22 protein-coding genes are annotated in these 25,468 nt (G+C 65.9%); 9 read left to right on the forward strand and 13 right to left on the reverse strand.

The annotated features are described in order from the left end of the window. Window positions 1-17: 17 nt before the first annotated feature. Together EGM87_RS12760 and EGM87_RS12765 are read left to right on the forward strand one after the other, a co-directional pair. On the forward strand, window positions 18-2,108 hold the full coding sequence (locus EGM87_RS12760; RefSeq protein WP_137710208.1) for an autotransporter assembly complex protein TamA: 2,091 nt from the start codon (window positions 18-20) through the stop codon (window positions 2,106-2,108). Further along, window positions 2,108-6,295 carry a translocation/assembly module TamB domain-containing protein gene (locus EGM87_RS12765; RefSeq protein WP_137710207.1) on the forward strand — a complete coding sequence of 1,396 codons (4,188 nt, stop codon included), beginning with the start codon at window positions 2,108-2,110 and terminating at the stop codon, window positions 6,293-6,295. The genes EGM87_RS12760 and EGM87_RS12765 overlap by 1 nt, the downstream gene beginning before the upstream one ends. Before the next feature lie 433 nt (window positions 6,296-6,728). Here EGM87_RS12765 and recA read toward each other — a convergent pair whose 3' ends face one another. The 6 genes from recA to dapA form a co-directional block, all read right to left on the reverse strand. Continuing rightward, window positions 6,729-7,802, reverse strand: a complete 1,074-nt coding sequence (recA, locus tag EGM87_RS12770) for a recombinase RecA (RefSeq protein ID WP_025547442.1) — start codon at window positions 7,800-7,802, stop codon at window positions 6,729-6,731. Between the two features lie 99 nt (window positions 7,803-7,901). Next, window positions 7,902-8,261, reverse strand: coding sequence for a response regulator (locus EGM87_RS12775; RefSeq protein ID WP_025547444.1), 360 nt, complete (start codon window positions 8,259-8,261; stop codon window positions 7,902-7,904). A 90-nt stretch (window positions 8,262-8,351) separates the two neighbouring features. After that, complete coding sequence (locus EGM87_RS12780) at window positions 8,352-10,703, reverse strand: hybrid sensor histidine kinase/response regulator (protein ID WP_137710206.1); 2,352 nt, start codon at window positions 10,701-10,703, stop codon at window positions 8,352-8,354. A gap of 48 nt (window positions 10,704-10,751) precedes the next feature. Then, entirely contained in the window at window positions 10,752-11,345 is a 594-nt protein-coding gene (locus tag EGM87_RS12785; RefSeq protein ID WP_025547448.1) for a DUF2062 domain-containing protein, read from the reverse strand. Next, complete coding sequence (gene smpB / locus EGM87_RS12790) at window positions 11,345-11,827, reverse strand: SsrA-binding protein SmpB (RefSeq protein WP_007683053.1); 483 nt, start codon at window positions 11,825-11,827, stop codon at window positions 11,345-11,347. The genes EGM87_RS12785 and smpB overlap by 1 nt, the downstream gene beginning before the upstream one ends. Before the next feature lie 44 nt (window positions 11,828-11,871). After that, window positions 11,872-12,750 (reverse strand): 4-hydroxy-tetrahydrodipicolinate synthase, encoded by an 879-nt coding sequence (gene dapA / locus EGM87_RS12795; RefSeq protein WP_061937872.1) that lies wholly within the window; start codon window positions 12,748-12,750, stop codon window positions 11,872-11,874. A 169-nt stretch (window positions 12,751-12,919) separates the two neighbouring features. On the opposite strand from dapA, the gene EGM87_RS12800 reads away from it, so the two are divergent. Next, window positions 12,920-14,956 (forward strand): lytic transglycosylase domain-containing protein, encoded by a 2,037-nt coding sequence (locus EGM87_RS12800; protein WP_137710205.1) that lies wholly within the window; start codon window positions 12,920-12,922, stop codon window positions 14,954-14,956. 20 nt (window positions 14,957-14,976) lie between these two features. Further along, window positions 14,977-15,462 (forward strand): transcription elongation factor GreB, encoded by a 486-nt coding sequence (greB, locus tag EGM87_RS12805; RefSeq protein WP_025547457.1) that lies wholly within the window; start codon window positions 14,977-14,979, stop codon window positions 15,460-15,462. A 38-nt stretch (window positions 15,463-15,500) separates the two neighbouring features. On the opposite strand, the gene EGM87_RS12810 is transcribed toward greB, so the two are convergent. The 5 genes from EGM87_RS12810 to aspS form a co-directional block, all read right to left on the reverse strand. After that, complete coding sequence (locus tag EGM87_RS12810) at window positions 15,501-15,686, reverse strand: hypothetical protein (protein WP_025547459.1); 186 nt, start codon at window positions 15,684-15,686, stop codon at window positions 15,501-15,503. Window positions 15,687-15,753: 67 nt separating this feature from the next. Continuing rightward, a complete protein-coding gene (locus tag EGM87_RS12815) occupies window positions 15,754-17,052 on the reverse strand; it encodes a methyl-accepting chemotaxis protein (RefSeq protein WP_253719076.1) in 1,299 nt (432 codons plus the stop codon). A gap of 101 nt (window positions 17,053-17,153) precedes the next feature. Continuing rightward, on the reverse strand, window positions 17,154-17,936 hold the full coding sequence (locus EGM87_RS12820; protein ID WP_025547463.1) for a polyphosphate kinase 2 family protein: 783 nt from the start codon (window positions 17,934-17,936) through the stop codon (window positions 17,154-17,156). Next, entirely contained in the window at window positions 17,933-19,315 is a 1,383-nt protein-coding gene (locus EGM87_RS12825) for an APC family permease (protein WP_253719077.1), read from the reverse strand. The genes EGM87_RS12820 and EGM87_RS12825 overlap by 4 nt, the downstream gene beginning before the upstream one ends. 93 nt (window positions 19,316-19,408) lie before the next feature. Then, window positions 19,409-21,193, reverse strand: a complete 1,785-nt coding sequence (gene aspS, locus EGM87_RS12830) for an aspartate--tRNA ligase (RefSeq protein ID WP_137710203.1) — start codon at window positions 21,191-21,193, stop codon at window positions 19,409-19,411. Window positions 21,194-21,321: 128 nt separating this feature from the next. Here aspS and rnd point away from each other — a divergent pair, with 128 nt between their 5' ends. From rnd to EGM87_RS12845, 3 genes are all read left to right on the forward strand, one after another. After that, the gene (gene rnd, locus EGM87_RS12835; RefSeq protein ID WP_025547468.1) at window positions 21,322-22,488 is read left to right on the forward strand and encodes a ribonuclease D; all 1,167 of its coding nucleotides are present in this window, start codon (window positions 21,322-21,324) and stop codon (window positions 22,486-22,488) included. A 13-nt stretch (window positions 22,489-22,501) separates the two neighbouring features. Then, window positions 22,502-22,798, forward strand: coding sequence for an I78 family peptidase inhibitor (locus EGM87_RS12840; RefSeq protein WP_025547470.1), 297 nt, complete (start codon window positions 22,502-22,504; stop codon window positions 22,796-22,798). A gap of 209 nt (window positions 22,799-23,007) precedes the next feature. Next, window positions 23,008-23,412, forward strand: coding sequence for a DUF1801 domain-containing protein (locus tag EGM87_RS12845; protein WP_103000371.1), 405 nt, complete (start codon window positions 23,008-23,010; stop codon window positions 23,410-23,412). 57 nt (window positions 23,413-23,469) lie between these two features. Here EGM87_RS12845 and EGM87_RS12850 read toward each other — a convergent pair whose 3' ends face one another. Next, the gene (locus EGM87_RS12850; protein WP_025547473.1) at window positions 23,470-24,153 is read right to left on the reverse strand and encodes a hypothetical protein; all 684 of its coding nucleotides are present in this window, start codon (window positions 24,151-24,153) and stop codon (window positions 23,470-23,472) included. A gap of 171 nt (window positions 24,154-24,324) precedes the next feature. Beyond that, the gene (locus EGM87_RS12855) at window positions 24,325-24,711 is read right to left on the reverse strand and encodes a PH domain-containing protein (RefSeq protein WP_025547475.1); all 387 of its coding nucleotides are present in this window, start codon (window positions 24,709-24,711) and stop codon (window positions 24,325-24,327) included. A gap of 102 nt (window positions 24,712-24,813) precedes the next feature. On the opposite strand from EGM87_RS12855, the gene EGM87_RS12860 reads away from it, so the two are divergent. Beyond that, the gene (locus EGM87_RS12860; RefSeq protein WP_025547477.1) at window positions 24,814-25,041 is read left to right on the forward strand and encodes an AbrB/MazE/SpoVT family DNA-binding domain-containing protein; all 228 of its coding nucleotides are present in this window, start codon (window positions 24,814-24,816) and stop codon (window positions 25,039-25,041) included. Window positions 25,042-25,044: 3 nt separating this feature from the next. Further along, window positions 25,045-25,434: a type II toxin-antitoxin system death-on-curing family toxin gene (locus EGM87_RS12865; protein WP_025547478.1), complete on the forward strand. Its 390-nt coding sequence runs from the start codon at window positions 25,045-25,047 to the stop codon at window positions 25,432-25,434. The last annotated feature ends 34 nt before the right edge of the window (window positions 25,435-25,468 follow it).

A 25,468-nucleotide genomic window follows, 5' to 3' on the forward strand; every position in this document is an offset into this window, starting at 1 on the left:
GGGCAAAGCGGGTTTCCATGGGTTCAAGGCAGAAGCGGGTCCGGCGAGCCTTGGGTCTGATGATGATGGCGGCCTCCCCCCTCCCCCTGATGGCGCAGACGCCTTCGCCGCAACAGCAGGAAGAACCGATCCTGCCCGACAGCGAGTTCGAGGCGCGCCTGCCCAAGACGGGGGAAACGCCAACGGGCACCGGCGCGCCGCTGCCCTCCATAGACCAGTGGATCGACCAGCAGATGCCGGAAGCCGGCGCGGCGCAGCAACTGCCCCCGGCGGTCGAGCCGCGGGAGGAGCGTGAACTGGCCCAGCCGCTGCCGCCGCTCGACAGCGTGCAGGTGCCGACGCAGGTCGCGACTGACGGCAACCCCGATGAAAAGACCCAGGCGGTGCGCTATTCGGTGGCGTTGGAGGGCTTCGGCAAGACCGGGCTGGAGCCGGCGTTCCGCGATTCCTCCGCCCTGATCGACGGCGGCGGCAAGGCCGACACGGCGGCGATGGTGCAGGCCCGCGCCCATGAGGATGAGGCGCTCGCCATAAGGCTGCTCTATGCTGAGGGCTATTATGACGCGACCGCGCTCGCATCGCTCGACCAGACGGGCGACGGGGCATTGAAGGCCGTCCTCTCGGTCACGCCGGGCAAGCGCTACAGGATCGGGGACATCGTCATCAACGCCGGGCCGACCGTGCCGCCCGGCCTGATCCGCGACAGCCTGCCGCTCAAGACCGGCGACTATATCGTCGCGGCGGCGGTCGAGGGGGCGGAGGCCAATGTCGGCGTCAAGCTGCCGGAAAATGGCTATCCCTTCGCGAAGGTCGGGCAGCGGGACATATTGCTCGACCCCGCGACGGTGACGGGAGACTATACCCTGCCAGTGGAGACGGGCCCGCGCGGATCGTTCCGGGGGATCACCACCACGGGCGAGAAGCAGGCCTTCGGCGCCGATCATATGAAGGTCATCAGCCGATTCAGGCCGGGCGAGCCTTACGACAGCCGCAAGGTCGACGACCTTCGCCGGGCGCTGGTGGCGACGGGGCTGTTCTCCAGCATCTCGGTCGATCCGGTCAGGACCAGCGAGCCGGGACCGGACGGCACCGAATATGTCGACCTGGAAGTCGCGCAGGAGGCCGGCAAGCCGCGCACGCTGGCGGGCGAGCTGGGCTATGGCACCGGCCAGGGCTTCCGCGCGGAGGGAACATGGACCCACCGCAACCTCTTCCCGCCCGAAGGCGCGCTGATCGCCAGCGTGATCGCCGGAACGCAGGAACAGGGCGCGTCGGGCACCTTCCGCCGATCCAATGCGGGCAAGCGCGACAAGACCTTCCAGACCGGCATCACGCTCAATCACCAGAATTACGATGCCTATGAAGCCTATACGGCGGGTCTCAACATCGGCTGGTCGCGGCAGTCGACGCCGATCTTCCAGAAGCGCTGGACCTACAGCTATGGCGCGGAAGTGCTGCTGACCAACGAACAGGTGGTGGTCGATCCGGCGACGGCGGACAAGACGCGGCGGACCTATTTCATCGGCGGCCTGCCGGTGCAACTCGGCTATGACCGGTCCAACGACCTGCTGAACCCGACCAGGGGTTTTCGCGCCAATCTGCGCGCGGAACCGGAAGGATCGTTGCAGGGCAGCTTCTCCCCCTATCTGCGCGCGACATTCGACCTCACCGGCTATTATTCCTTGTCGGACAGCCTGGTGATCGCCGCTCGCACGCGGGTCGGCACGATCAGCGGGGTGAAGCGCGACGATGTGGCGCCCTCACGGCGGATCTATGCCGGCGGGGGCGGGTCGGTACGCGGCTATGGCTATCAGGAACTGGGGCCGAAGGACGCGAACAACGATCCCATCGGCGGCCGGTCCGTCAATGAATTCGCGGTCGAGGGCCGCTACCGCTTCGGGGACTATGGCGTGGTCGCCTTCGTCGATGCGGGCCAGGTCTATGAAAGTTCCATGCCGCAATTTTCCGACATCCGGTACGGCGTGGGCGTCGGCGGCCGCTTCTACACCAATTTCGGTCCCTTCCGCGCCGACATAGCCATGCCGATCAACCGGCAGCCGGGCGAATCCAAATTCGCGCTTTATATCGGCATCGGACAGGCATTCTGATGGCTGAGGAAACCGCCACTGTCGTCGTCAGGCGTCCCCTCTGGCAGAGGATCGTCCTGTGGGTCGTCGGACTGGTCGTCGCCCTGATCGTGCTGGTCGCCGGGCTGCTGCTGTTCCTGAACACCCAGCCGGGCAAGAAATTCCTGATCCGACAGATCGCCGCGCTGAAGCTGGAATCCGGCATGGGCATATCGGTCGGCCGTATCGAAGGGTCGATCTACAGCGACATGGTGATCCACGACCTGGTGCTGCGCGATCCCAAGGGGCCGTTCGCCGCCTCCCCGCGCGTCCATGTGGTTTGGAGCCCGTTCCGCTACATCGACAACCATATTTCGGTGCGGCTGCTGGAAAGCCCGCTGGTGGTGCTGGCGCGCAGCCCGCAGTTCAACGTGACGAAAAGCGATCCCAATGCGCCGATCCTGCCCGACCTCGACATCGACGTCGATCGGCTGAAGATCGCGAGGTTCCTCGTCGCCAGGCCGGTGATCGGCCAAAAGCGGGAGATCGCCATCGACGGCGTGACCCATATCGCGGACGGCCGCGCCATATTGTCGGCCAATGCGGTGGTGGACAGCGGCGACCGCCTGCAGGCCAATCTGGACGCCGTGCCCGCGCAGAACCGCCTGTCCATGAAGGGCACGCTGACCGCGCCGAAGGGCGGCGTCATCGCGGCGATGAGCGGCCTCACCGACGGCTTCACCGCGACGCTGGACGGCCGGGGCACGTGGCAGGCGTGGAACGGGCGGCTGGTCGCGACGTCCGGCAAGGGCGAGTTGGCGAATATCGCGCTCGCCGCTCGCGACGGCAATTTCACCGCCAGGGGCCCGCTGCGGCCCGGGCTGGTCTTTGCCGGGACCGTCGACCGGCTGACGACGCCGTCGCTTGACGTCGACCTGTTCGCGGGCCTGAACGAGCGGCGGGTGAACCTCAAAGGTTCGCTGAAATCCCCTGCCCTGTCCGCCACCGCGCAGGGTCTGATCGACCTTGGCCAAAGCCGGTTCAGCGCGCTCAGGATCGACGCCGCCCTGCTCACCCCCGGTGCGATCATGGAGAAGGTGAAGGGCCGCGATGTGCGCGCTTCGGTTATCCTCGACGGGCCGATGGCGACGCCCTTCATCGACTATGACATCACGGCGAAGCATATCGCCTTCGACGCCACGGGGATCGAAAATCTGAAGGCCAGCGGGCGCGCCGTGATCGACGCCGACCGCATCCGCATTCCGGTAAGCGCCACCGCCAGCCGCGTCACCGGCCTCAATGCCGCGGCGGGCGGCCTGCTCAACAATCTGCGGGTGAAGGGCGACTTCGCCTATGCCGCGGGCAAGCTCATCAGCGACAATCTGAAGATCGACAGCGACCGGGTGGACGCCACCGCCATCGTGCTGGCCGACATGGAAAACGCCATCTATCGCGGCGCGCTCAAGGGCCGGGTCAACGACTACAGGATCGACGGCGTCGGCATCGTCAATCTCAACACCGATGTGAAGCTGGTGCCGGGGCCCCGGGGCGGCTTCGGCCTGTCCGGCCGTTTCGGCGTCCGCACGGCCCGTTGGGAGAACGCCTCCGTCCGCGATTTCCTGGGCGGCAATGCCGTCGCCTCCGGCAGCATCGGCATGACGCCGGAGGGGAAGTTCACCCTCACCGGCCTGAAAGGCGCGGCGCCCAATTTCCGGATCCACAGCGGTTCGGGCAGCTATGATACCGACGGCCGGATCGCCTTCGACGCCAAGGCGACGTCCAACCAATATGGCCCGCTGGCGCTGACCGTGCGCGGCACGATGGAGCGGCCCAATGCCGTGCTCCGCGCCGCCCGGCCCAATGTCGGCGTGCAGCTTTACGACGTGGTGGCGAAGCTGAATGGCGAAGGGGCGGGCTATCGGCTCGAAGCCACGGGCGGGTCCGCCTATGGCCCCTTCTTCGCCAATGTGCTGATCCGCACTGCCAGGGGGCCGCTCACCATCGACATAGCAAGGGCGCGTTTCGCCGGCATCGACATGAACGGCCGCGTGCAGCAGAGTGCCGCCGGTCCCTTCACCGGGCAACTTGCCATGAACGGTTCCGGCATCACCGGCGCGGTCCGGCTGATGGCGGTGGGCAAGGCGCAGGGCGCGCAGTTGAGCGCCACCGCCAGCAATGCGAAACTGCCGGGCGAAGCGGATGTGGTGATCGGCCGGGCGCTGATCACGGCGAACATGGTGCTGACCGAACAGCCGCAGATCAACGCCGACGTGCAGATGGCGAACGCCGCCTATGGCGACTATATCGTGCGCAAGGCGCGCGGCCGGATCGACTATCGCGGCGGACGCGGTCGGGCTCAGTTGGTGGCTGACGGATCGACCGGCGTGCCCTTCTCCATCGCCATGAACGCCGCGTTGCGCCCGACGCTCTACGCCGTCGCGCTGGAGGGACGGGCGAGCAACATCCCCTTCCGCTTCGCCCGGCCTGCCATCATCCGGATCGAGAAGGAAGGCTATCGCCTCGAACCCTCAACGCTGGTGCTGCCGCAGGGCCGGGTCGACCTGGCGGGGCGCTTCGGCCGGCAGACGGCGATGCAGGCGCGGTTCAAGGATTTCGACCTCGCCATCGTCAACATGGCCTCACCGGGATTGGGAATTGGCGGGAAAGCGACCGGCACGCTGGATTTCGCGCAGAATGGCTCCGCCTTCCCCACTGCGACCACGCGCCTCGCGATCAACGACTTCCGCCGCTCCAGCCTGACCGCCGTGTCCGATCCGGTGTCGATGGCGATCGAGGGCAAGCTGTCGAGCGCAGGCGGCGACATGCGCGGCCTTATCCGGCGCGGCAATGCGACGCTGGGCCGTTTCGTCGCGACGCTGGCGCCGCCGGGACCCGGGGCGAGTTGGGCGCAGCAATTGCAATCCGCGCCCTTGGGCGGCGGCATCCGCTATGCCGGGCCGGCCGATGTGCTGTTTTCCTTCGCCGGGCTGGCCGACCAGCAATTGACGGGGCCGATCGCCGTCGCGGCGGATTTCGGGGGGCGGCTGACTGCCCCGCGTCTCAACGGGCTGGTTCGCGCCAATGCCCTGACCTATGAGAATGAGACCTTCGGCACGCGCGTCACGCAGATGCGGCTGGACGGGCGCTTCACCAATGACCGGCTCGACCTGCGCGACTTTTCCGGGCGGGCAGGCGAAGGCACGGTGCAGGCCAGCGGCACGGTGGGGCTGGCGGCGGAGAGCGGCTATCCGATGAACATAGCCGTGAAGCTGAACCGCGCCCGCCTCGCCCGCAGCGAAGCGATCACCAGCGTGGTCAGCGGCACGCTGGCCATCACCAACAGCCCGGCCAATGGCGGCCTGATCAAGGGCGACCTTTCGCTTCCGGAAACGCGCTACCGCGTCGCCTGGCAGGGGGGCAGCGACATCCGCCAGTTAACGGGCGTGCGCCGCAAGGGCGAAGGGACCGACCTGCTCGACCAGCGCCTTGCGGCGCGGCAGGCGGCCGCCAGGCCCACCCCATGGAAGCTGGACGTGCGCGTTCGCGCCGATAATGAAATCTATGTGACCGGCATGGGCCTCGATTCCGAATGGAAGACGAACATGCGCGTCACCGGCACCGCGAACGATCCGCGCGTGGTTGGCAAGATCGAGGTGATACGCGGCCGCTACAGCTTCTCGGGCCATCAGTTCGATCTGGAGCAGGGCATCATCACCTTCAACGGACCGATGATGAATCCCACGCTGGCGATCCGCGCCGAAACCCGGATCGACGATGTGACGGCTGGCATAGCGGTGGGCGGCACGGCGCAACGGCCCGACATCGCCTTCGTTTCCACGCCGACGCTGCCGCAGGACGAGATATTGGCGCGCATCCTGTTCGGGGACAATGTGGCGAACCTGTCGGCCACCCAAGCGATCCAGTTGGCGGCGGCGCTCAACGGTCTGCGTGGGGGCGGAGGCGGGCTCAATCCCATGGGCAAGCTGCAAAATGCGTCGGGCGTCGACCGGATCGGCATCGTCGGCGGCGACGAGGCGACGGGGCGCGGCACCTCCCTCGCCGTCGGGCAGCATATCTCCAACAACATCTATGTGGAGGTGATCACCGATCCCAAGGGTTTCACCGCCACCCAGCTCGAAATCTCCCTGTCCAAGACGCTCAGCCTTTTGTCGAAGACCGGCACCAATGCGGGTTCTTCAGCCAATCTGCGCTATTCGAAGGATTATTGACGCCATCGGCAGTCGGATGGAAATGTCCGGGGGCGAGTTCAAGGGGCGACTTTGCTGGATGCTTGCGGGCGGGAAACCGGGTCTGAATGCAGGGCGAGATTCCTGCGATTCACCACGCTCCTGAAGGCATGAGTCCAGGTCTCTCTCATCTATCACGGCAGCGTCTGGCTTGGGTTCTTATGAGGCACTTGTCTGTTTCGAGGAACCTTTGCAGGGGCGCGGAGTGTTGGACGGCAGCATGACCAATCATCATCCAACGCCTCTGCCCGCAAAGAGAATTCCATGGATAGGGCATCCCATCCGGACACCCGGGCCAAAGGTAAAAGGCCCGCTGCGCCAGTCGCGCAGCGGGCCTTTTCAGTGCGTGAAGCGGCAGGCGGGCAGAGCCGCGCTGGAGCCTTCCGGTTGATCCGGCCGGAAAGCCCGTCAGCGCTTATTCGCCATCATCCTCCGCTTCGGGTCCGGCCATCATCCCTTCGGCGACCTCCTCGGTCTTTCCGCGGATCGCCTTTTCCAGCTTGTCCGCCATTTCGGGATGTTCTTTCAGAAAGGTTTTCGCATTCTCGCGACCTTGCCCGATGCGAACCGAGTCATAGGAGAACCAGGCGCCCGACTTCTCGACCAGCCCAGCCTTCACGCCGATGTCGAGCAGTTCGCCGATCTTGGACACGCCCTCGCCATACATGATGTCGAATTCGACCTGCTTGAAGGGCGGCGCGACCTTGTTCTTGACCACTTTCACGCGGGTCGCGTTGCCGACAATGTCCTCACGATCCTTGATCTGACCGGTGCGACGGATGTCGAGGCGGACCGAGGCGTAGAATTTGAGCGCGTTGCCGCCCGTCGTCGTTTCGGGATTGCCGTACATGACGCCGATCTTCATGCGGACCTGGTTGATGAAGATCACCAGACAGCGCGAGCGGGAGATGGAGCCGGTCAGCTTGCGCAGCGCCTGGCTCATCAGGCGGGCCTGCAGGCCGACATGGCTGTCGCCCATCTCGCCCTCGATTTCGGCACGCGGAACCAGCGCGGCGACCGAGTCCACCACCAGCACGTCGATGGCATTGGAGCGCACCAGCGTGTCGACGATCTCCAGCGCCTGCTCACCGGTATCCGGCTGCGATACGATCAGTTCGTCGATGTCGACGCCTAGCTTCTTCGCATAGCCCGGATCGAGTGCATGTTCCGCATCGACAAAGGCTGCGATGCCGCCGGTCTTCTGCGCTTCTGCAATGGCGTGCAGCGCCAGCGTGGTCTTGCCCGAGCTTTCCGGGCCATAAATCTCCACAATACGTCCGCGCGGCAGGCCACCAATGCCAAGCGCGATGTCCAGCCCCAGCGATCCGGTCGAGATCGCCTCGATCTCGATCTTCTCGCGGCTGCCCAGCTTCATGGCCGACCCCTTGCCGAAGGCACGGTCGATCTGGGAAAGGGCCGCTTCCAATGCTTTCTGTCTGTCCATTGTCCCTGTCTTCTTGGAATCGATGAGTGAGAGCATTGCGGTCATCGGCCTATCCCCTGTCAAGCGGAACGCGCCGGTCCGGATGGCGCGTGGCCACCATGTATCCTGTTTGTTCTAATGGAACAAGAGGGGAACGAAATTTTCTTATGCGGCGCTCAGCGCCTTGTTCAGCGCGCGCTCGACCGCGCCGATCGTGAAGGGCTTGGCCAGGGTCGGCCGGTCGGCATGGCTGGTCGGCAGATCGTCCGCCATGCCGCCCGTCGCAAAGACGAAGGGTATGCCGCTCTGCGCCAATATGTCCGCAACGGGCCAGCTTTTCTCGCCATGCAGGTTGCAATCGAGCAGCGCCGCGTCGAAGCCGCCCTCGCGCGCCTTGGCGCAGGCATCATCGACCGATTCGGCAATGGCGTGCAGCCGGTATCCGAGCGTGTCGAGATAATCCTCCAGCATCATGCCGATCATTGCCTCATCCTCGACGATCAGGATGGTCTTGCCGTCAGACATGCTTGCGGTCCCCAATCTTACCCATCGCAACCCCAAAGGCCTTTCCCACCGGCATAATCGACAAGCCGCGCGGAAGTTCATTCTTCAAATTCATTCCGCCGCAGGACGCATCGCCAGAGCATCCCGCGCCGCTTCCGCCAACTGGCTGACGGAAAAGGGTTTCGGAAGGAAAGCCACATTGGCGATGTCGATCGATTTGCGCAACTGTTCCTCGGCATAGCCCGACATGAACAAGACCGGCAGGTCCGGATGGCTCGCCCGCGCCCGCGCCACCATCGATGGGCCGTCCATGTTCGGCATCACCACATCGGAAATCAACAGGTCGATCTTCTCGTCTCCGGCCAGCACTTCCAGCCCCTGTTCGCCGTCATTGGCTGTCAGCACCTTATAGCCCTGGCGCGACAAAGCCCGTTCCGCGACGGCGCGCACCATATCCTCATCCTCCACCAGCAGCACGGTGCCGGTGCCCCAGGTTTCGCTGCGGCGCACGGGCGCCTTGGGCTGGGCGGCCTGATCGACATCGGCGCCCTGATAGACGGGCAGGTAGATGACGAAGCTCGCCCCGCGGCCAAGCTCCGATTCCGCGAAGATGAACCCGCCCGACTGCTTGACGATGCCGTAGACGGTGGAGAGGCCAAGGCCCGTCCCCTTGCCCAGTTCCTTCGTGGTGAAGAAGGGTTCGAAGATCTTCGAAAGAATGTCGGGCGGGATGCCCAGCCCCGTGTCGGACACCCGCACCGCCGTATAGTCGGCTGGCGGCAATATGTCCGACCGCATCTCCCGCACCTTGGCGGCGGGCACGCCGTAGGTCTGGATATTGAGCGTGCCGCCGTCCGGCATGGCGTCGCGGGCGTTGACCGCCAGGTTGACGATCACCTGCTCCAGCTGGCCGGGATCGGCCCGCACCGCGCCCAGATTGCGGCCATGGCTGACTTCCAGCTTGACGCTCTCGCCCAGCAGGCGCTTCAGCAGGTTGGAGACGTCCGCGACGATGTCGGGCAACTGCAATATCTGCGGCCGCAACGTCTGCTGGCGCGAGAAGGCGAGCAACTGCCGCGTCAGCCCCGCCGCGCGGTTGCTGTTCGACTTGATCTGCTGGATGTCGTCATAATCGCTGTCGCCCGGCGTATGGCGCATCAGCATCAGGTCGCAATGGCCGATGATCGCGGTCAGGATATTGTTGAAGTCATGCGCGACGCCGCCCGCGAGCTGGCCGATCGCCTGCATCTTGGTCGCCTGCGCGACCTGGCGCTTGAGCTTGCTCTCCTCGCTATTGTCCTTGAGGGAGAGCAGCACCGCCGCCTCGCCCAGCCCGCGCACGCCGGCCAGGCTGAGCGCGATCGGCTCGTCCGGTTGGTTGCGCATGCGCACGGCGACATCGCCCGACATTTGCGGCCCGACCGCAAAGCGCCGCACGGCGTCGGCCACCGCCGCCTGATCTTCCCGCACCACCAGGTCGCCGGGATAGCTCGGCTTCTCCTCGGGCTTAACGCCCGCCGCTCGCGAAAAGGCCTTGTTCATGAACAGGACGCGACCGTCGCGATCCGCCATGGCGAGGCCGAAGGGCAGCAGCGACAACAGCGTCTCGATATAGGAAAGCGCCGACGTGCCGCCCGCATTGCCCGCCGGCTCGTCGATCAGCAGCAGCCGCAGCGGAATGCCGCCCGATTCCTCCCGCGCCAGGAACAGCCGCGCCTTGTCGTCCACCCGCATGTGGGCGGCGAAATCGCGCCCGGTGATATTGGCGTCGATCCGTCCGGCGGCGCGCAGCAGGAAGGCGCCGTTGGCGGCCCGGATGCGCCCCTCCCCGCCGATCATCACCGCCATGATGCCCGCTTCGCCCAATTGCCGCCCGGCTTCCCCGGTCAGCAGGCGGTGCACATCGTCCAGCGCGCTCGGCTGGCGCACCGGGGAAAAGCGCCACAGCAGATAATCCTCCGACCGGCCGGTGCGGCAGAGGAAGGCATCCAGTCGCAGCGCACCCTGCACGATCCCTTCCACCCGCGCCTCGCCGTCGCGCCAGGCGGCGCGGGCGGCGTTGCCCAGACTGTCGGACAGGCTGCTGTCGCCGGTGACATGGGGCGGCGTGGGGAAACCGGGAAACCATTCCCCGAACAGGTCGCTGGCGCAGACCAGCCGCCCGGCGCGATCGGTGACGGCGATCGCCATGTTGGAGGCATCCGCCGCCGCGCGCGCCACCGTCCAGTCGGGCACGGCCTCACCCACGGCCACTTCCTGCGGATAGAGCCGGCGATACCACCCCAGCAGCGCCGCCCCGGCCAGCAGCGCGGCGCCGAACCCGGCGCCCAGCGCCCAGTTGCCGGCGGCATAGACCACCAGCCCGGCGGACATCAGCGCCAGCAGGATGAGCAGCGGCAGGGCCAGGGGCGACGACCTGTCGGCCGCCCAGGCGTCTCCATCCCTGATCACACGCGCGGACACGGCCCGGCTATCCCCCTGCATTCACAATGGACTGCCCGCTCCCGCCGATCAGGCCGAAGCGACCTCCTCCAATGCGCTGCTTTCGCGTGCCTTGCCAATCCTCAATTTGCGGGCATGCCATTTCCGGCCCATGCGATGACGCCAGATCCAGTCGGCCAGGAAGTAGCCGACCACCGCAAAGGCCAGGGAAATCAGCGCCAGCCCCAGCAGCATGGCGGGCGCCGCCTCCGAAAAGAGCCAGGCGCACCATTCGCGGATCGAGGCATGCCGGTCGATCAGCGCCATGAAGCCCGATGCATCCGCCGACCGTCCGAGCAGCCAGTTGCCCATATAGACCGACGCCATCAGGAACAGCGGCGTGGTCGCGGGATTGGAGAGGAAGGTCATCGCCGCCGCCAGCGGGATGTTCGCCCGGAACGGCAGCGCCAGCAGCGCCGCGCCCGCGATCTGCACGCCGGGGATCAGCAGGAAGATGCCGACCAGCAGCCCCAATGCCACGCCGCGCGGCACCGAACGCCGGGTGAAGCGCCACAGCGAGGGTTCCAGCACCCGGTGCGCCACCGGGGCCAAAAAGCGGTTGTTTTCCAGCGATTCGCGGGTAGGCGCATTGGCGTGCCACCAGCGGGAGAGCCTGTTGTCCATCAGCGATGCGCCTTCATGATGCGCTGCTGATCGCGCTTCCAGTCGCGTTCCTTGATCGTGTCGCGCTTGTCATGGGTCTTCTTGCCCTTGGCCAGCGCCAGCTCGACCTTCGCCTTGCCCCGGCTGTTGAAATAGATCGACAGCGGCACCAGCGTCATTCCCTTGCGCTCGACAGCGCCGTGCATGCGGGCGATCTCCCGCTGGTGCAGCAGCAGCTTGCGGGGGCGCTTGGGCTCATGGTTGAAGCGATTGCCATGGCTGAATTCGGGGATGTTGCTGTTGACCAGCCACACCTGCTCGCCCTTCACCTCGGCATAGCTTTCCGCGATATTGCCCTCGCCGAAGCGCAGCGACTTCACCTCGGTCCCTTGCAGGGCGATTCCAGCCTCGAACACATCCTCCAGGAAATATTCGAAACGGGCGCGCCGGTTCTCGGCGACGATCTTCTTCTTGTCGAAGGCTTCGGGACGGGGACGGGCCATTATTCTCTAACTAACTCGCTTCACCATATAGGCCCGCGGGACGATCAAACCAGTCCCGCGATCTCCAGAGCCCGGTCGACGGCGGCACGGCTCGATTCCGACGGCCAGGTGATCGGCAGGCGGACCTCGCCGGACATGTCGGGCCGAACGCGCGTAAGGGCATATTTGACCGGGCCGGGTGAAGAATCGCTGAACAGGGCATCATGCAGGGGGTAGAGACGATCCTGAAGCGCAAGGGCGCCATGCCAGTCGCCGCTTGCCATCGCCCGCTGGAATTCGGCGCAGAGGCGCGGCGCGACATTGGCCGTGACCGAAATGCAGCCCCTGCCGCCCATTGCATTGAAACCCAGCGCCGTTTCGTCATTGCCGGAAAGCTGACAGAAATCGGCCCGGCAGGCGAGGCGCTGTGCGCTGACCCGCCCCAGATTCCCGGTGGCGTCCTTGATGCCGACGATGGTCTGGAATTCCTCCGACAGGCGGTGGATGACCGGCACGCCGATGTCGGTGATCGTGCGGCTGGGCACGTTGTAGAGGATGATCGGCAGCGAACAGCGCTCCGCCAGATGCGCGAAATGCCGGTACACCCCCTCCTGATTGGGCTTGTTGTAATAGGGCGCGACCACCAGCGCCGCATCGGCCCCCGCCGCCTGCGCCGCGAACATATGCTCCAGCGCGATGCGGGTGTCGTTGGAACCGCAACCCGCGATCACCGGCACGCGGCCCGCCGCCTGGTCGACGCAGATGGCGATGACGCGATTATGTTCCTCGACCGTCATGGTCGCGCTTTCGCCCGTCGTGCCGCAAGGGACGAGCGCGCTGCTGCCTTCCCCGATCTGCCAGTCGACGAAGGCGCGAAAAGCCGCCTCGTCCACCGCCCCGTTGCGGAAGGGCGTGATCAGTGCCGGAATCGACCCGGAAAACATGCAACAAACTCCTTCAATTCACCGGGATTCCGGGGCATGATAGCGTGAAACACGCGAACGGCGCGCTATAGCGCGTCATTCAGGGCCTGATAAGGATGCAATTGCGATAATGTCCAGTAGGGTATCGCTCTCCTGTCTTGAAACTGCCCCGGAAGCCCTCACGGTTCGTATGCCACTGATTGCTCTTTTGCTTTTCACAGCCGGCGCCAGCGCCCAGACCGAAACCACCGGCCCCGCGCCAGCCGCGGCCTATCCGCCCGGCGCCGTGGTGCAGCCTGTTCCCAACTCCAGCGAGCCCAGCCCGTGGCAGCGCGCGCAAAGCCGAATCGGCGTGGCGAGCGATCCGTCGATCTCCGGCACGATCAGCCAGTGGCGCGCGCTCCAGCAGAGCGATGGCCTGGGCTCCTCCACCTATATGAGCTTCATCATGGCCAATCCCGGCTGGCCGGGCGAGGACCGGATGCGGCGGCTGGCGGAAACCGGCATCAATCCCAACAGCTACGATCCCGGGCAAGTCATCGCCTTCTTCACCCGCTTCCCGCCGCGCACCGCAACCGGCAATGCCCGCTATGCGCTGGCGCTGATGCAGCAGGGCCGCATGAGCGAGGCGCGGGTCGCCGCGCGCAACGCATGGGTCGGCGGCACGCTTTCCCCCGATGACGAGGCGCGGCTGCTTTCGCTCTTCGGCGCGGGATGGACATCGGTGGAGCATGACCTGCGCGCCGACGCGCTGCTGTGGAAGGGCGACGTCATGGGCGCGCAGCGGAGGCTTGCCTATGTCTCGCCGGCCCGCCGCCCGGTCTATGAGGCGCGCATCGCCTTCCGCCAGAAGGCGCCCGACGCGGCGATGAAGATGCAGTTGGCGGAGGCCGTGGGCGCGACCGACGCCGGATTCGTCGCGGACAAGGCGACATGGCTGCTCAACACGGGCAACTGGATCGCCGGCCGCCAATATCTCGCCAACCGTCCGGCGTTGACCTTCCGTCCCGGCGACGCGGAAAAATGGTATGAAACGCTGCTGACGCAGGCGCGCGCCGCCGCCAATGACAGCCAGTGGAGCTTCGCCTACGGCATCGCCAGCAAGCTGGACGACGCCTATCTGCCCGGCACCGACGTCAACAGCCGGCCCATTGGCGAGCGCGACGATTATACCAGCCTTGCCTGGCTGGCGGGATCGACGGCCTTCTACAACCTTGGCAAGCCGCTGGACGCGATGGAGATGTTCCGCCGCTACGCCACAGCCGCCAAGTCGCCGCAGACCCAGTCCAAGGGCTTCTACTGGGCGGGTCGCGCCGCGCTCCAGGCCGGCGACGCTGCGACCGCGAACAGCTATTTCGCCCGCGCGGGGGCCTTTCCGGACCAGTTTTACGGCCAGCTTGCGCTCGAACGGCTGGGCCGGCCGATCCCTGCCCCAGCGGCCGTGGAACGTCCGGTCGAAATCTCCGCCGCAGAGCGCACGGCCTTCGCCAGCCGCTCGGTCGTCCGGGCGGTGAAGGCGCTGGGCCAGATGGGCTATTGGGAAGATCAGAGCAAATTCGCCCGCGCCATCGCCAATAATGCCGACAGCGATGCCGACCATTATCTCGCCGTCGAACTCGCGCAGAGCATCGGACGGCCCGACATGGGCGTGATGGTCGGCCGCCGCGCCGTGTCGAGCGGCCTCACCGGCTATGGCGAAAGCGCCTTTCCCCGCGTGCCCGTGCCGTCGGAGGCGCAATATAACTGGACGATGGTCCACGCCATTGCCCGGCAGGAAAGCCAGTTCGACCGGCAGATCGTCAGCCATGCGGGCGCACGCGGGCTGATGCAACTGATGCCCGGCACCGCCCGCGAACAGGCGGGGAAGCTGGGAATGAGCTATGACGCCAGTTCGCTCAACGACCCCAGCTACAACATCATGCTCGGCTCCTCCTATTTCCAGCGGATGCTCGATTATTATGGCGGCAGCTACCCGCTGGCGGTGGCGGCCTATAATGCCGGGCCGGGCAATGTGAACCGCTGGATCGCGGCCAATGGCGACCCGCGCCTGCCCGGCGCCGACATGCTGCGCTGGATCGAGCAGATTCCGCTTTTCGAAACGCGCAACTATGTCCAGCGCGTGCTGGAAAACGCCGTGGTCTATGAGGCGATGAACCCGCAGCGCGCCCGCTTCCGGGGCACGACGACGCCGCTGTCCAAATATCTCGGCAAGCAGACGCCGGGCTGAACTTGCGCTATGGGCGGGGCATGAGCACTCCCCATCCCAACTATATCACTCCGGAAGGTTTCGCGAAGCTGCGCGCCGAATATGACCAGCTCCTGGGAGTCGAGCGCCCGAAGATCGTGGAAGTGGTAAGCTGGGCGGCCGGCAATGGCGACCGCAGCGAAAATGGCGACTATCTCTACGGTCGCAAGCGGATGCGCGAGATCGACGGCCAGTTGAAGCGCCTCTCGCGCAAGATGAAGGACGCCAGGGTCGTCGACCCGCGCCAGCAGCCCGACAAGAGCAAGGTCTATTTCGGCGCCACCGTCACCATCGCGGACGAGGACGACAACCACCGCACCGTCACGCTGGTCGGCAATGACGAGACGGACGCCGCCGCCGGCCGCATCGGCTGGAGCACGCCCATCGCCCGCGCCCTGCGCGGCGCTGCCGTGGGCGACCTGCGCCGCGTGGTGCTGCCCGCGGGCGAGCGGGAATATGAGGTGATGGCGATCAGCTATCCGGCGTGATGATCGGCCATGCCAAGACAAACCGCCGGAACAGCCCGCTAATCGTCCCGCCGCAATATCACGTTGAGCCGCTCCATCACCTCGGCGATCGGCTCGATCACGGTGACGCTGCGTCCCTCTCCGAAGCGGATGCGGGTGCCGTCCGTCACCGATGACACGAAGGTGACCTGCGCGGCATTGACGGCGGTTTCGGTCCGGTCGGCGCCCACGAACATGACGAGCATGCATCCTCTCCTTCTTTCTGGAAGGAGAGCCTAACCCGAATTCCGCCCGAAGCCAGCCCTTTTCCCTTCAGGCGGCCTGAATTGCGCGGATGAAGGCGCTGGCGCGGTCATCCAGCCGATGCGCCTCTTCCGACAGGCGGCTCGCCGCGTCGCGCATCGCCTGCGCATCCGCCACCGCCGCCCCCGCATTGACGCTGATCTGACTGGCGCTGGCGCGGACATGCCCGCTCGCCTCGCCCGCCTCCGCCACGCTGTCCGCAATCGCCCGGCTGAATGCGCCATGCCGCGCCACCGCCGTAAAGACGGAGGCCGAAAGCCGATCCGCCGTCGCGATCGCCGCATCCATATGCGCATGGCCCTGCGCGACATGGCCGACGGTCGCGCGGATATGGTCGATCCGCCGCGCAATCTCCGCCGCCGCATCGCGTGTCTGGCCCGCCAGCGTCTTGACCTCCCGCGCGACCACGGCAAAGCCCCGCCCGGCGTCCCCGGCCCGTGCCGCCTCTATCCCGGCATTGAGCGCCAGCGTCGTCGTCGCCCGCGCAATCGCGTCGATCAGCGCGGTCACTTCCCCGATCCCGTCGGCCTGCGCGCTCAGCATCCTTGTCTGCGCCGCACCCGATTGCGTCTGGTCGACGGCGGCGCGAATGGCGGCCCCCGCCTCGCGCACTTCGTCCTCCATCGCCTGGAACAGCAGCCCCAGCTCCCGCCCGGACCCGGCGATGCCGGCCAGATTGTCGGCGGTCTGCGCCGCCGCCACCGCCATGCCGGCCGACGCATGCCCGTTATGCGCGGACCGTTCCGCCGCATCTTCGGCCAGACGCGACAGCATGTCCGCCATCGCCACCATGTCCCCTGTCAACGCCTGGACATCGGCCCGGAACGTCGCGCTCTCCCGCGTCACCCGTTCCAGCCGCTCGACCCTCGCCAGCGCCACCCGCGCGTCCCGCTCCGCCGCCAGCCGGAGCAGAAGCTGCCCACCCGCGACCCCGGCATAGCGATCCCCGTCCACCACGATCAGGCCTTCGCAGCCCCGCCCCTGCGCGGCATAGAGGTCGATCAGCGCCTCGATGCTGGCGCGCCGCTCGACCGTCGCGCAGTGACGGACATGATCGTCCAGCCGCCCACCGAAGCTGGGATTGCGCAACAGGGCATGGCCGAAGGGATTGAACAGGATGCGCCGCATGTCGCATTCGTAGATCGCTCCCACGGGCCTGTCGGCGGCATCGAGTACCGGCAGCAGCCGCAGCGCCGGGTCATGCTGGAAATGATCGACCGCCTCGCTAAGCGGCCGCCCCAGCCGGATCGCCGGGCTGGGCGTCATGAGGAGCGGACCGGCCAAATGGTCCAGGGATCGGTCGAGCATCGGGGGTGCGTACATAGGGGCCGGTTAAGCCCATAATGGTAAATGAGCCGTTAGATTTTGATGACAATTTTGTTACAAGATGTTGATTTTCAGTGATTTTCTTACGGAACCCTATAGCCGTAGGCCTTGGCGGCCAGCTTCACCACCTCCGGATCGGCTTCCGGAAAATCCATCGGCACCAGCTTTTCCAATCGCTTGGCGACATAGGAGAGTGCCGCGATCCGACCCGCCCGACGGTGATTATTGTCGATGGCATGCCAGGGCGCCACCTTGGTGTCGGTCTTGCGGAACATGTCGTGCATGGCGTCCAGATAATCGGCCCGCCTTGCGCGGTTGCGATAATCGTCCGCGCCGGTCTTCCACCGCTTCCACGGCGTGTCGAGCCGCTGGGCGAGCTGTTCGTCCTGCGTCTCTTGCGTGATGTGGACGAACAGCTTGACGATGTTGGTCCCGGCGTCGACCTGCTGCCTTTCGAAGGCGTTGATCTCTTCATAGGCGCGCTTCCATTCGCCCTTGGAACAGAAGCCCTCGACCCGCTCGACCAGCACCCGGCCATACCAGCTCCGGTCGAAGATCGCGATGTTGCGCCCAGCCGGCAGCCGCGTCCAGAAACGCCAGAGGAAGTGCCGGTCGCGCTCCTCCTCCGTCGGGGCGGAAATGGGGTGGACCTTGTAATAGCGCGGGTCCCAGTCGGCGGTCATGCGCTTGATGATGCCGCCCTTGCCCGCCGCATCCCACCCCTCCAGCAGGATGACGCTGCGCCGGTCGTGGATGATGTGCGCGACCTGGATCTTGGCGAGCCGCTCCTGCAATTCGGCCAGCTTCGCCTCATAATCGCCCTTGAACGTCGCGCCCTTCTCATAATCGGCAAGGTCGATGGTCATGTCTGCACCTTCCACTGGCCCCGGCGGCAAAGCACGAGCTTATACCAAAGCACCGAACCCGCAATCTGGGCGGCGGTTGCAATCAGGCCGGGCCGCCCCTCCCCGGCATCGAGCCAGCTGGTCCAGACCACATAGGCCAGCGCGAGCAGGGTGACGACCGGGGCAAGCGGATAAAGCGGCATGCGATAGGGCGCATGGGCGCTCGCCCCGCTGCGCCGCCCGGCCATGGCGGCCAGCGCGATGCCGCCATAGATCGCCACCAGCCCGGTGCCGTTCAGCACCAGCAGCATGGATAGCGGCAGGAAGCAGGCGAGCGTTCCCATCCCGCCGACGATCAGCGTCCCGATCCAGGGCGAATCGAAGCGCGGATGGATCGCCACCAGCCAGTCGTCGATGCGCGGAATCCAGGCCCGGTCCCGCCCGGTCGAATAGAAGAAGCGGGCGCAGGCCAGCACGCAGGCGATGATCGCGTTCACGATCGCAAGCACGATGCCGACCGACACGAGCGCCGAAAGGCCGGCGCTCCCCCGCTGCCGCACCAGCAGGCCAAAGGGATCGTCGACGGCCAGCAGGGTCGCAAGGTCGATCCTCGCCAGCAGCAGCGCGAGCAAGGGCACGCCTTCGAACAGCAGCGCGAGGCCGAGGGCGGCGAGGATGGTTCCGGCGATCCGTCTGGGCGCCTCGTGCATCTCCTCCCCGAAATAGACCGCCATGCCATAGCCGTTGAGCGCGAAGATCGCGATGGTCGTCGCCACCCCGATGGAGGCGGCGCTGGCCGGGACGAAGCCCTGCCCGGCCGCTGCCACCACCGGATCGGTCAGGAATTCCAGCGCCGGCCGCGCATGGTCGGCAAAGCCCAGCACCATCACCACGGCCACGGCTGCCAGTTCGACCAGCAGGAACAGCCCGGTGATGACCGCATTCACGCGGATATTGAGGATCGCGACCAGCGTCGATCCGATCATCACCGCCACCGCGACCGGCACGGCGGGCAGGCCCGGCACCACCGTCGCCATGACCGATGCGATGCCCAGCGCCGCGACCGGCGGGAAGAGCACATTGTTGAAGACATTGACGCCCAGCATGACGAAACCGGCCATCGGCCCCAGCGTCTGCGCCACCGCGACATATTCCCCGCCCGCCACCGGCCAGGCGGAGGAGAGTTCGGCATAGATGAAGGCGGTGGTGACGCAGATCAGGCTGGCGAGGATCATCGCCCAGATCGCGCCGGTCCCCGCCTCCTGCAACATGCCGGGTATGATGACGAAGACGGAGGATGCCGGGGTGGTCGCGGACAGGGTCAGGAACAGGACGCCCGCCACGCCCAGGCTGCGCGCCAGGGCCGGCGGTTTGTCCGGCAACATCTGTTCGTCGAGCATGGCCTGTCCCCCTTGCCCGTCCTTACATCGAAGGTTCGGCGGGAGTGCAAGCCTCTCCTGTCGTTCGGGCTCAGGGCGAGCGGAGGTTGGGAATCAGGCCTTCGCCTGCGGCTCCACGACGCGGATGTGCAGTTCGCGCAACTGCTTGAACTCCGCCGGGCTGGGCGCCCCCATCAGCAGGTCTTCCGCACGCTGGTTCATCGGGAACAGCGTGATCTCGCGCAGGTTCTGCGCCCCGCAAAGCAGCATCACGATGCGGTCCACGCCCGCCGCCATGCCGCCATGGGGCGGCGCGCCATATTGGAACGCGCGATAGAGGCCGCCGAAGCGCTCCTCCACATCGGCCTGGCTGAGGCCCACCTTCTCGAACGCCTTGACCATCAGTTCCGGCGACTGGTTGCGGATCGATCCCGAGGCGATCTCATAGCCGTTGCAGACCATGTCATATTGATAGGCCTTGAGGCTCAGCGGGTCCTGATGCTCCAGCGCATCCAATCCCCCCTGCGGCATGGAGAAGGGGTTGTGCGCGAAATCGATCTTCTTCTCATCCTCGTCATATTCGTAGAAGGGGAAGTCGACGATCCAGCACAATTCGAAGCGATCCCTGTCGATCAGGTCGAGCTGCTCACCCACGCGGATGCGCGCCAGACCCGCCAGCTTGGCCGCCCGGCTTTCCTTGCCCGCCGCGAAGAAGACGCCGTCATTGGGGCCAAGGCCCAACGCCTCGATCAGCTTCGCCGTCCGTTCCTCGCCATGGTTCTTGGCGATGGGACCGCCGGGCACGCCGTCCTTGATGTTGATATAGCCAAGGCCCGAATAGCCTTCGCTGCGCGCCCAATTGTTCATGTCGTCGAAGAATTTCCGGCTGCCCGCGCCTGCGCCCGGTGCGGGAATAGCGCGGATCACGCTGCCGCTCTCCACCAGCGAAGCGAAGATGCCGAAGCCGCTGCCATGGAAATGCTCGGTCACATCGCTGATCAGGATCGGGTTGCGCAGGTCGGGCTTGTCCGACCCATATTTCAGCATCGCCTCGGCATGGGGGATGCGCGGGAAGCTGCCCGCTGGCGTCACCGGCCTGCCGTCGGCGAATGCCTCGAACACCTGCGCGATCACCGGCTCCATGGTGTTCCACACGTCTTCCTGGGTGACGAAGCTCATCTCCAGGTCCAACTGGTAGAATTCGCCCGGCAGGCGGTCGGCGCGCGGGTCCTCGTCGCGGAAGCAGGGCGCGATCTGGAAATAGCGGTCGAAACCCGCGACCATCAGCAACTGCTTATATTGCTGCGGCGCCTGGGGCAGCGCGTAGAATTTGCCCGCATGGATGCGGCTCGGCACCAGAAAGTCTCGGGCGCCTTCGGGGCTCGACGCCGTAAGGATCGGCGTCGAATATTCGGTGAATCCTGCATCCTCCATGCGGCGGCGCATGTCCCGGATGATCTGCGTGCGCTTGACGATGTTCGCGTGCAGCGTCTCGCGCCGCAGATCGAGGAAGCGGTAGCGAAGGCGGATGTCCTCCGGATATTCCTGCTCGCCAGCCACCGGCAGCGGCAGGTCGGCGGCGGCGGACAGCACCACCGCGTCCAGCGCGCGAATCTCGATCTCGCCGGTCGGCAGGTTGGGGTTCACCGCTTCCTTCGCCCGGGCGACGACCTTGCCCGTCACGGTCACGACGCTTTCGGCCCGCAGCGACTCGATCACCCTGAACACCGGCCCATCCACCTCGGTGACGATCTGCACCATGCCATAATGGTCGCGCAGGTCGATGAACACCAGGTCGCCATGGTCCCGCTTGCGATGCACCCAGCCGGACACCCGCACCTCATTGCCGACCTCCGCCGTCGTAAGGGCGCCGCAGGTGTGGGTGCGATAGGCATGCATGGCGTTTTTGGTCTTTCAGCTTCGTTTTACGGAAATGACAAATTGTTGCAGCGCCGCTATGGGCAGTCCTGTCAAGCATTGACGAGCCCGTGCGCGACGGGCCAGCCCATAATAAGATCGAAGACCATATGCAAATCCATCCGCTGATTACCGACAGCAAGACTCTCGCCCAATTCTGCGCCCGGATCGCCAAATCGCCCTATATCGCGGTCGATACCGAATTCATGCGCGAAAACAGCTATTGGCCCGATCTCTGCCTGGTGCAGGTCGCGGACGAGCATGAGGCGGCGGCCATCGACCCCAAGGCGCCCGGCCTCGACCTTTCGCCCCTGCTCGACCTGATGGTCGACAATGAGGATGTGCTGAAGGTCTTCCATGCGGGCGGTCAGGACCTGGAGATCATCTACAACCTGACCGGCAAGACCCCCCATCCGATGTTCGACACGCAGATCGCGGCGATGGCGCTGGGGCTGGGCGAACAGATCGGCTACGGCAATCTGGTCGACGCCTGGCTGGGCGTGCAGCTCGACAAGGGCGCGCGCTTCACCGACTGGGCGCGCCGGCCGCTCGACAAGCGGCAGATCGATTATGCGATCGGCGACGTCACCTACCTGATCCAGATTTTCCCCAAGATGCTGGAGGAACTGCGCCGGACCGGCCGTGGCGACTGGCTGGATCAGGAGATGGAGCGGATCAGCGATCCCTCCAATTATGAGAACAGGCCCGACGAGGCCTGGCAACGCGTCCGCATCGCCAGCCGCAAGGCCGATGTGCTGGGCCGCCTGAAGGCGCTGGCGGCATGGCGCGAGATGGAGGCGCAGGACAAGAATCTGCCACGCGGCCGCATCGTCAAGGATGAGACGCTGGCCGACATCGCCAGCCACCCGCCGCGCACGCAGGAGGATCTGGGCAAGGTGCGCGGCCTGTCTGCCACCTGGAAGACCAACGACATCGGCAATCGGCTGATGCTCGCCCTTGCCGCGCACAAGCCGCTGGCCAAGGAGGAAATGCCGGAGCGCGATCCCAAGCGGCCGGGCCTGGGCAAGGATGGCGCGCTGGTGGCGGACCTTCTGAAGCTGCTGCTGAAAATCCGTTCGCGCGACATCAACGTCGCCGCGCGCCTCATCGCCCGCAGCGACGACATCGACGCGCTGGCGGCCGGCGTGCGGGAAGACCTCGCGATCCTGGAAGGCTGGCGCTATGAACAGTTCGGCCGCGATGCGGTCGACCTGGTCGAGGGCCGCCTTGCCTTCGCGGTCAAGAATGGCCGCCTCAAGATGACCCGCACGCAATAGGAGTTCAGGACGGATGCGAACCGCCATGCTTCCTCTTCTGTCCCTGCTTGCCGCCTGCGCCGGCGCGAACGGCGAAGGCCCCGCCACGCCGCCGCCCACCGCCGAAGGACCATGCCGCGACGAGGGGCTGGACCGCTTCATCGGCCAGACCGCCAGCGCGGCGACCGGCGCCGAATTGCTCAGGCTTTCCGGCGCGCGCACGCTGCGCTGGGGCGCGCCGGGCATGGCGATGACCATGGATTTCCGCCCGGACCGGTTGACGGTCAGCTATGACGGGAAGATGGCGATCACGACCGCGCGCTGCGGCTGAGGATCGCAATGGAATAAACCTTACCGCACAGCCGTATCCCATCCGGCGCCGGTCGCGATCCCCCTGATCGCGGGCGGCCAGCCCCACGGGTGGTCCCCAAAGGGCGGCGTAGCGGTGGCGCGGGGAGGCAGGCCCCTCCTGGCACCATCGCTACGCCATTCCCGTTTCGTTGCGATCCGTTTAGGGTGCCGGGCAAGAGGAGCGGCGCGATGAACGACACTGACTCTCCCTCCGCGCTGATCGACCGGCGCATCGCGGAACTCAGCGATTGGCGGGGAGAAACGCTTGCCCATGTCCGCGCGCTGATCAGGGAAGCCGATCCGCAGGCGGTCGAGGAATGGAAATGGCGGGGCGTCCCGGTCTGGTCGCATGGCGGCATTCTCTGCACCGGGGAAAGCTACAAGGCGGTGGTCAAGCTGACCTTCGCGAAGGGCGCTTCGCTGGAGGACCCGGCAGGCCTGTTCAACGCCAGCCTGGACGGCAATGTGCGCCGCGCCATCGACATAAGGGAAGGCGAGACAATCGATGCCGACGCGTTCAAGGCGCTGATTCGCGCCGCCGCGGCGCTCAACATGAGCAGGCTGAGGAAGAAAAGTCAGATGACATCTGAATAATGGAAGAGCGGCGCGCCCATAACCAACGGATCAGACCACAGCGCCGCCCACGCCCCATCAACATTCCAGCCCGATCAGCGTCCCGCTGCCGATCCGCCCGACATAACGCTTCCCGTCGATCTCCAGCCAGTCGGGCGTCACTTCCAGCCGCCGCCCCCTGATCGTGGTGCGCAGATGCTCGACGGCAATGCGGTTGCGCGCCACGATGCGCAGCACCGCCAGCCCCTCGCCCCGCGCCGCCATCATGCTGTAGCGGTCGCCGCGCAGCAGGAAGTGCCAGCTACCGTCCGTCGGCATCCACTCATTGCCGTTCACGACCTGCACCGGCTCGCCATCGGGGCCACCCATGCGCACGCTGATGCGGGTCGCGCCATTGCTTCGGCGCGGCGGCGCGAAGATCAGGATCGGCTCCCCCTCCAGCGTCAGCGGGATCGGCGTGTCCCTCAGCAATTGCGAACCGCCCATGATCAGCGTCGGCAATTCCGGCGAGAAGGGCAGGCGGTCCCGCGCGAAATGGCGCTGCCGCACGACGGGATTGGCATGGAAGCCCTGCACCTGCATCGGCGTCAGGCGCCCTTCCTCCACCAGCCCATGGCAGGTGGGGCAGAGCAGCGTCACCCCATGACTTTCGGGCAAGCGAAGATAGCGGTAGATGGTCACGCCACAGCGGACGCAGGCGAAACCGCAAGCCTGACGCACTTCGTCCTGCTGCTGCGCGGTCAGTTCTGGCAGCGACGGCATCACACGCAAGCCCATGCACGACGACCCCTTGCTCACCTGCCCGCGCCACTGCGGACCGGCGTTCCTCCGGCGTCCTTCCTGCTGGCCGTGGGCGCTCCAAAGCACCCCTTCTCGCTATTGCACTATCGTTGAAATAAATGCGGACAAGTCAAGAGGCTGTTCACCATTCTCCTACCGCTGGGGCAGCAGGTCGAGATTGCGCGAAGCCGCGATCGCCCGGATGCGGTCGGGCCGCGGCATGGACCTGATCGCGATTTCCGCCATGTCCCCGGCGCTGAACAGTTCCACATTGCCGACGTTGAAGATGCGCTGGCCCAACGTCTGGGTGATGCGCACGCTGCGGATGCTGGAAAGCGCGATCTCCGTCCGCTGCTTGGCCAGAAGGCCCCGTTCCAGCAGCACTTCCCGGTCGGAAAGCGCCAGCCGCTCCCCCTTGTGCAACACCCACCACACGCCGATGGCGAGGATGCCTACGACGGAGATCAGCAGGAGGATGAACAGGAAGGGATGCGCGCGGAACATCGCGGGATGCTCGTCATACAGCCATGTCTCGCTCATGCCGGTCCCCTGCGGTTGGTCGTGAGCATTGACCATGGACGCCCCGCCGCCGTCAAGGCCGCCGGGCTTGCGCCGCGGCCGGATAATGGTTATAACATCCGTATGAACACACCGCTCAAGATCACGAAGATCGGCAATTCCGCCGGGGTCATCCTGCCCAAGGAGGTGCTGGCGCATCTCAATGTCGGCGTCGGCGAGACCCTGTCGGTCGTCACCACGCCGCGCGGCATCGAATTGAGCGCAGCCGAACCCGATTTCGACGCTCAGATGGCGGCAGCGCGGGAAGTCATGCAGCGCCGCAAACGCGCACTGCGCGAGCTTGCGAAATAAACCATGCCCCGCAATTGGGTCTGGGTGAGCGCCGAAGTGGCGCTTGCGGCGCATGCCGAACAGTTGGCCGAGCATGGCGGCGGTGAAGGCGTGCGCGACTCAGGCTTGCTGGAAAGCGCCATGGCCCGCCCGCAGAATCTGGCAGCCTATCATGAACCCGATGCGGCGGAACTGGCGGCTGCCTATGCCTACGGCATTGCGCGCAACCATCCCTTTGTCGACGGCAACAAGCGCACCGCCGCAGTTGTCAGCGAAACCTTCCTGGCGCTGAACGGCTATGTGCTGACGGCCACCGACGCCGAGTTGGTAGTAGCCTTCCTGGCTCTCGCGGCCGGAGAACTGAGCGAGGAGGAAACCACCGCCTGGTTCCGGGACCATCTGGCGGCGGAATGAAGTCCCTTTCGTTCGGACAGGAATAGCGTACTCC

Origin of the sequence: Sphingobium sp. RSMS (assembly GCF_005406185.4) — a bacterium.
GTDB classification, from domain to species: Bacteria; Pseudomonadota; Alphaproteobacteria; order Sphingomonadales; family Sphingomonadaceae; genus Sphingobium; species Sphingobium fuliginis.

Bases quoted from the DNA above. Each gene is read 5' to 3' on its own strand.
- EGM87_RS12760 (WP_137710208.1), top strand. From the start codon at position 18: ATGGGTTCAAGGCAGAAGCGGGTCCGGCGAGCCTTGGGTCTGATGATG.
- EGM87_RS12765 (WP_137710207.1), top strand. From the start codon at position 2,108: ATGGCTGAGGAAACCGCCACTGTCGTCGTCAGGCGTCCCCTCTGGCAG.
- recA (WP_025547442.1), bottom strand. From the start codon at position 7,802: ATGACCGCAATGCTCTCACTCATCGATTCCAAGAAGACAGGGACAATG.
- EGM87_RS12775 (WP_025547444.1), bottom strand. From the start codon at position 8,261: ATGTCTGACGGCAAGACCATCCTGATCGTCGAGGATGAGGCAATGATC.
- EGM87_RS12785 (WP_025547448.1), bottom strand. From the start codon at position 11,345: ATGGACAACAGGCTCTCCCGCTGGTGGCACGCCAATGCGCCTACCCGC.
- smpB (WP_007683053.1), bottom strand. From the start codon at position 11,827: ATGGCCCGTCCCCGTCCCGAAGCCTTCGACAAGAAGAAGATCGTCGCC.
- dapA (WP_061937872.1), bottom strand. From the start codon at position 12,750: ATGTTTTCCGGGTCGATTCCGGCACTGATCACGCCCTTCCGCAACGGG.
- EGM87_RS12800 (WP_137710205.1), top strand. From the start codon at position 12,920: ATGCCACTGATTGCTCTTTTGCTTTTCACAGCCGGCGCCAGCGCCCAG.
- greB (WP_025547457.1), top strand. From the start codon at position 14,977: ATGAGCACTCCCCATCCCAACTATATCACTCCGGAAGGTTTCGCGAAG.
- EGM87_RS12810 (WP_025547459.1), bottom strand. From the start codon at position 15,686: ATGCTCGTCATGTTCGTGGGCGCCGACCGGACCGAAACCGCCGTCAAT.
- EGM87_RS12815 (WP_253719076.1), bottom strand. From the start codon at position 17,052: ATGCTCGACCGATCCCTGGACCATTTGGCCGGTCCGCTCCTCATGACG.
- EGM87_RS12820 (WP_025547463.1), bottom strand. From the start codon at position 17,936: ATGACCATCGACCTTGCCGATTATGAGAAGGGCGCGACGTTCAAGGGC.
- EGM87_RS12825 (WP_253719077.1), bottom strand. From the start codon at position 19,315: ATGCTCGACGAACAGATGTTGCCGGACAAACCGCCGGCCCTGGCGCGC.
- aspS (WP_137710203.1), bottom strand. From the start codon at position 21,193: ATGCATGCCTATCGCACCCACACCTGCGGCGCCCTTACGACGGCGGAG.
- rnd (WP_025547468.1), top strand. From the start codon at position 21,322: ATGCAAATCCATCCGCTGATTACCGACAGCAAGACTCTCGCCCAATTC.
- EGM87_RS12840 (WP_025547470.1), top strand. From the start codon at position 22,502: ATGCGAACCGCCATGCTTCCTCTTCTGTCCCTGCTTGCCGCCTGCGCC.
- EGM87_RS12845 (WP_103000371.1), top strand. From the start codon at position 23,008: ATGAACGACACTGACTCTCCCTCCGCGCTGATCGACCGGCGCATCGCG.
- EGM87_RS12850 (WP_025547473.1), bottom strand. From the start codon at position 24,153: ATGCCGTCGCTGCCAGAACTGACCGCGCAGCAGCAGGACGAAGTGCGT.
- EGM87_RS12855 (WP_025547475.1), bottom strand. From the start codon at position 24,711: ATGAGCGAGACATGGCTGTATGACGAGCATCCCGCGATGTTCCGCGCG.
- EGM87_RS12860 (WP_025547477.1), top strand. From the start codon at position 24,814: ATGAACACACCGCTCAAGATCACGAAGATCGGCAATTCCGCCGGGGTC.
- EGM87_RS12865 (WP_025547478.1), top strand. From the start codon at position 25,045: ATGCCCCGCAATTGGGTCTGGGTGAGCGCCGAAGTGGCGCTTGCGGCG.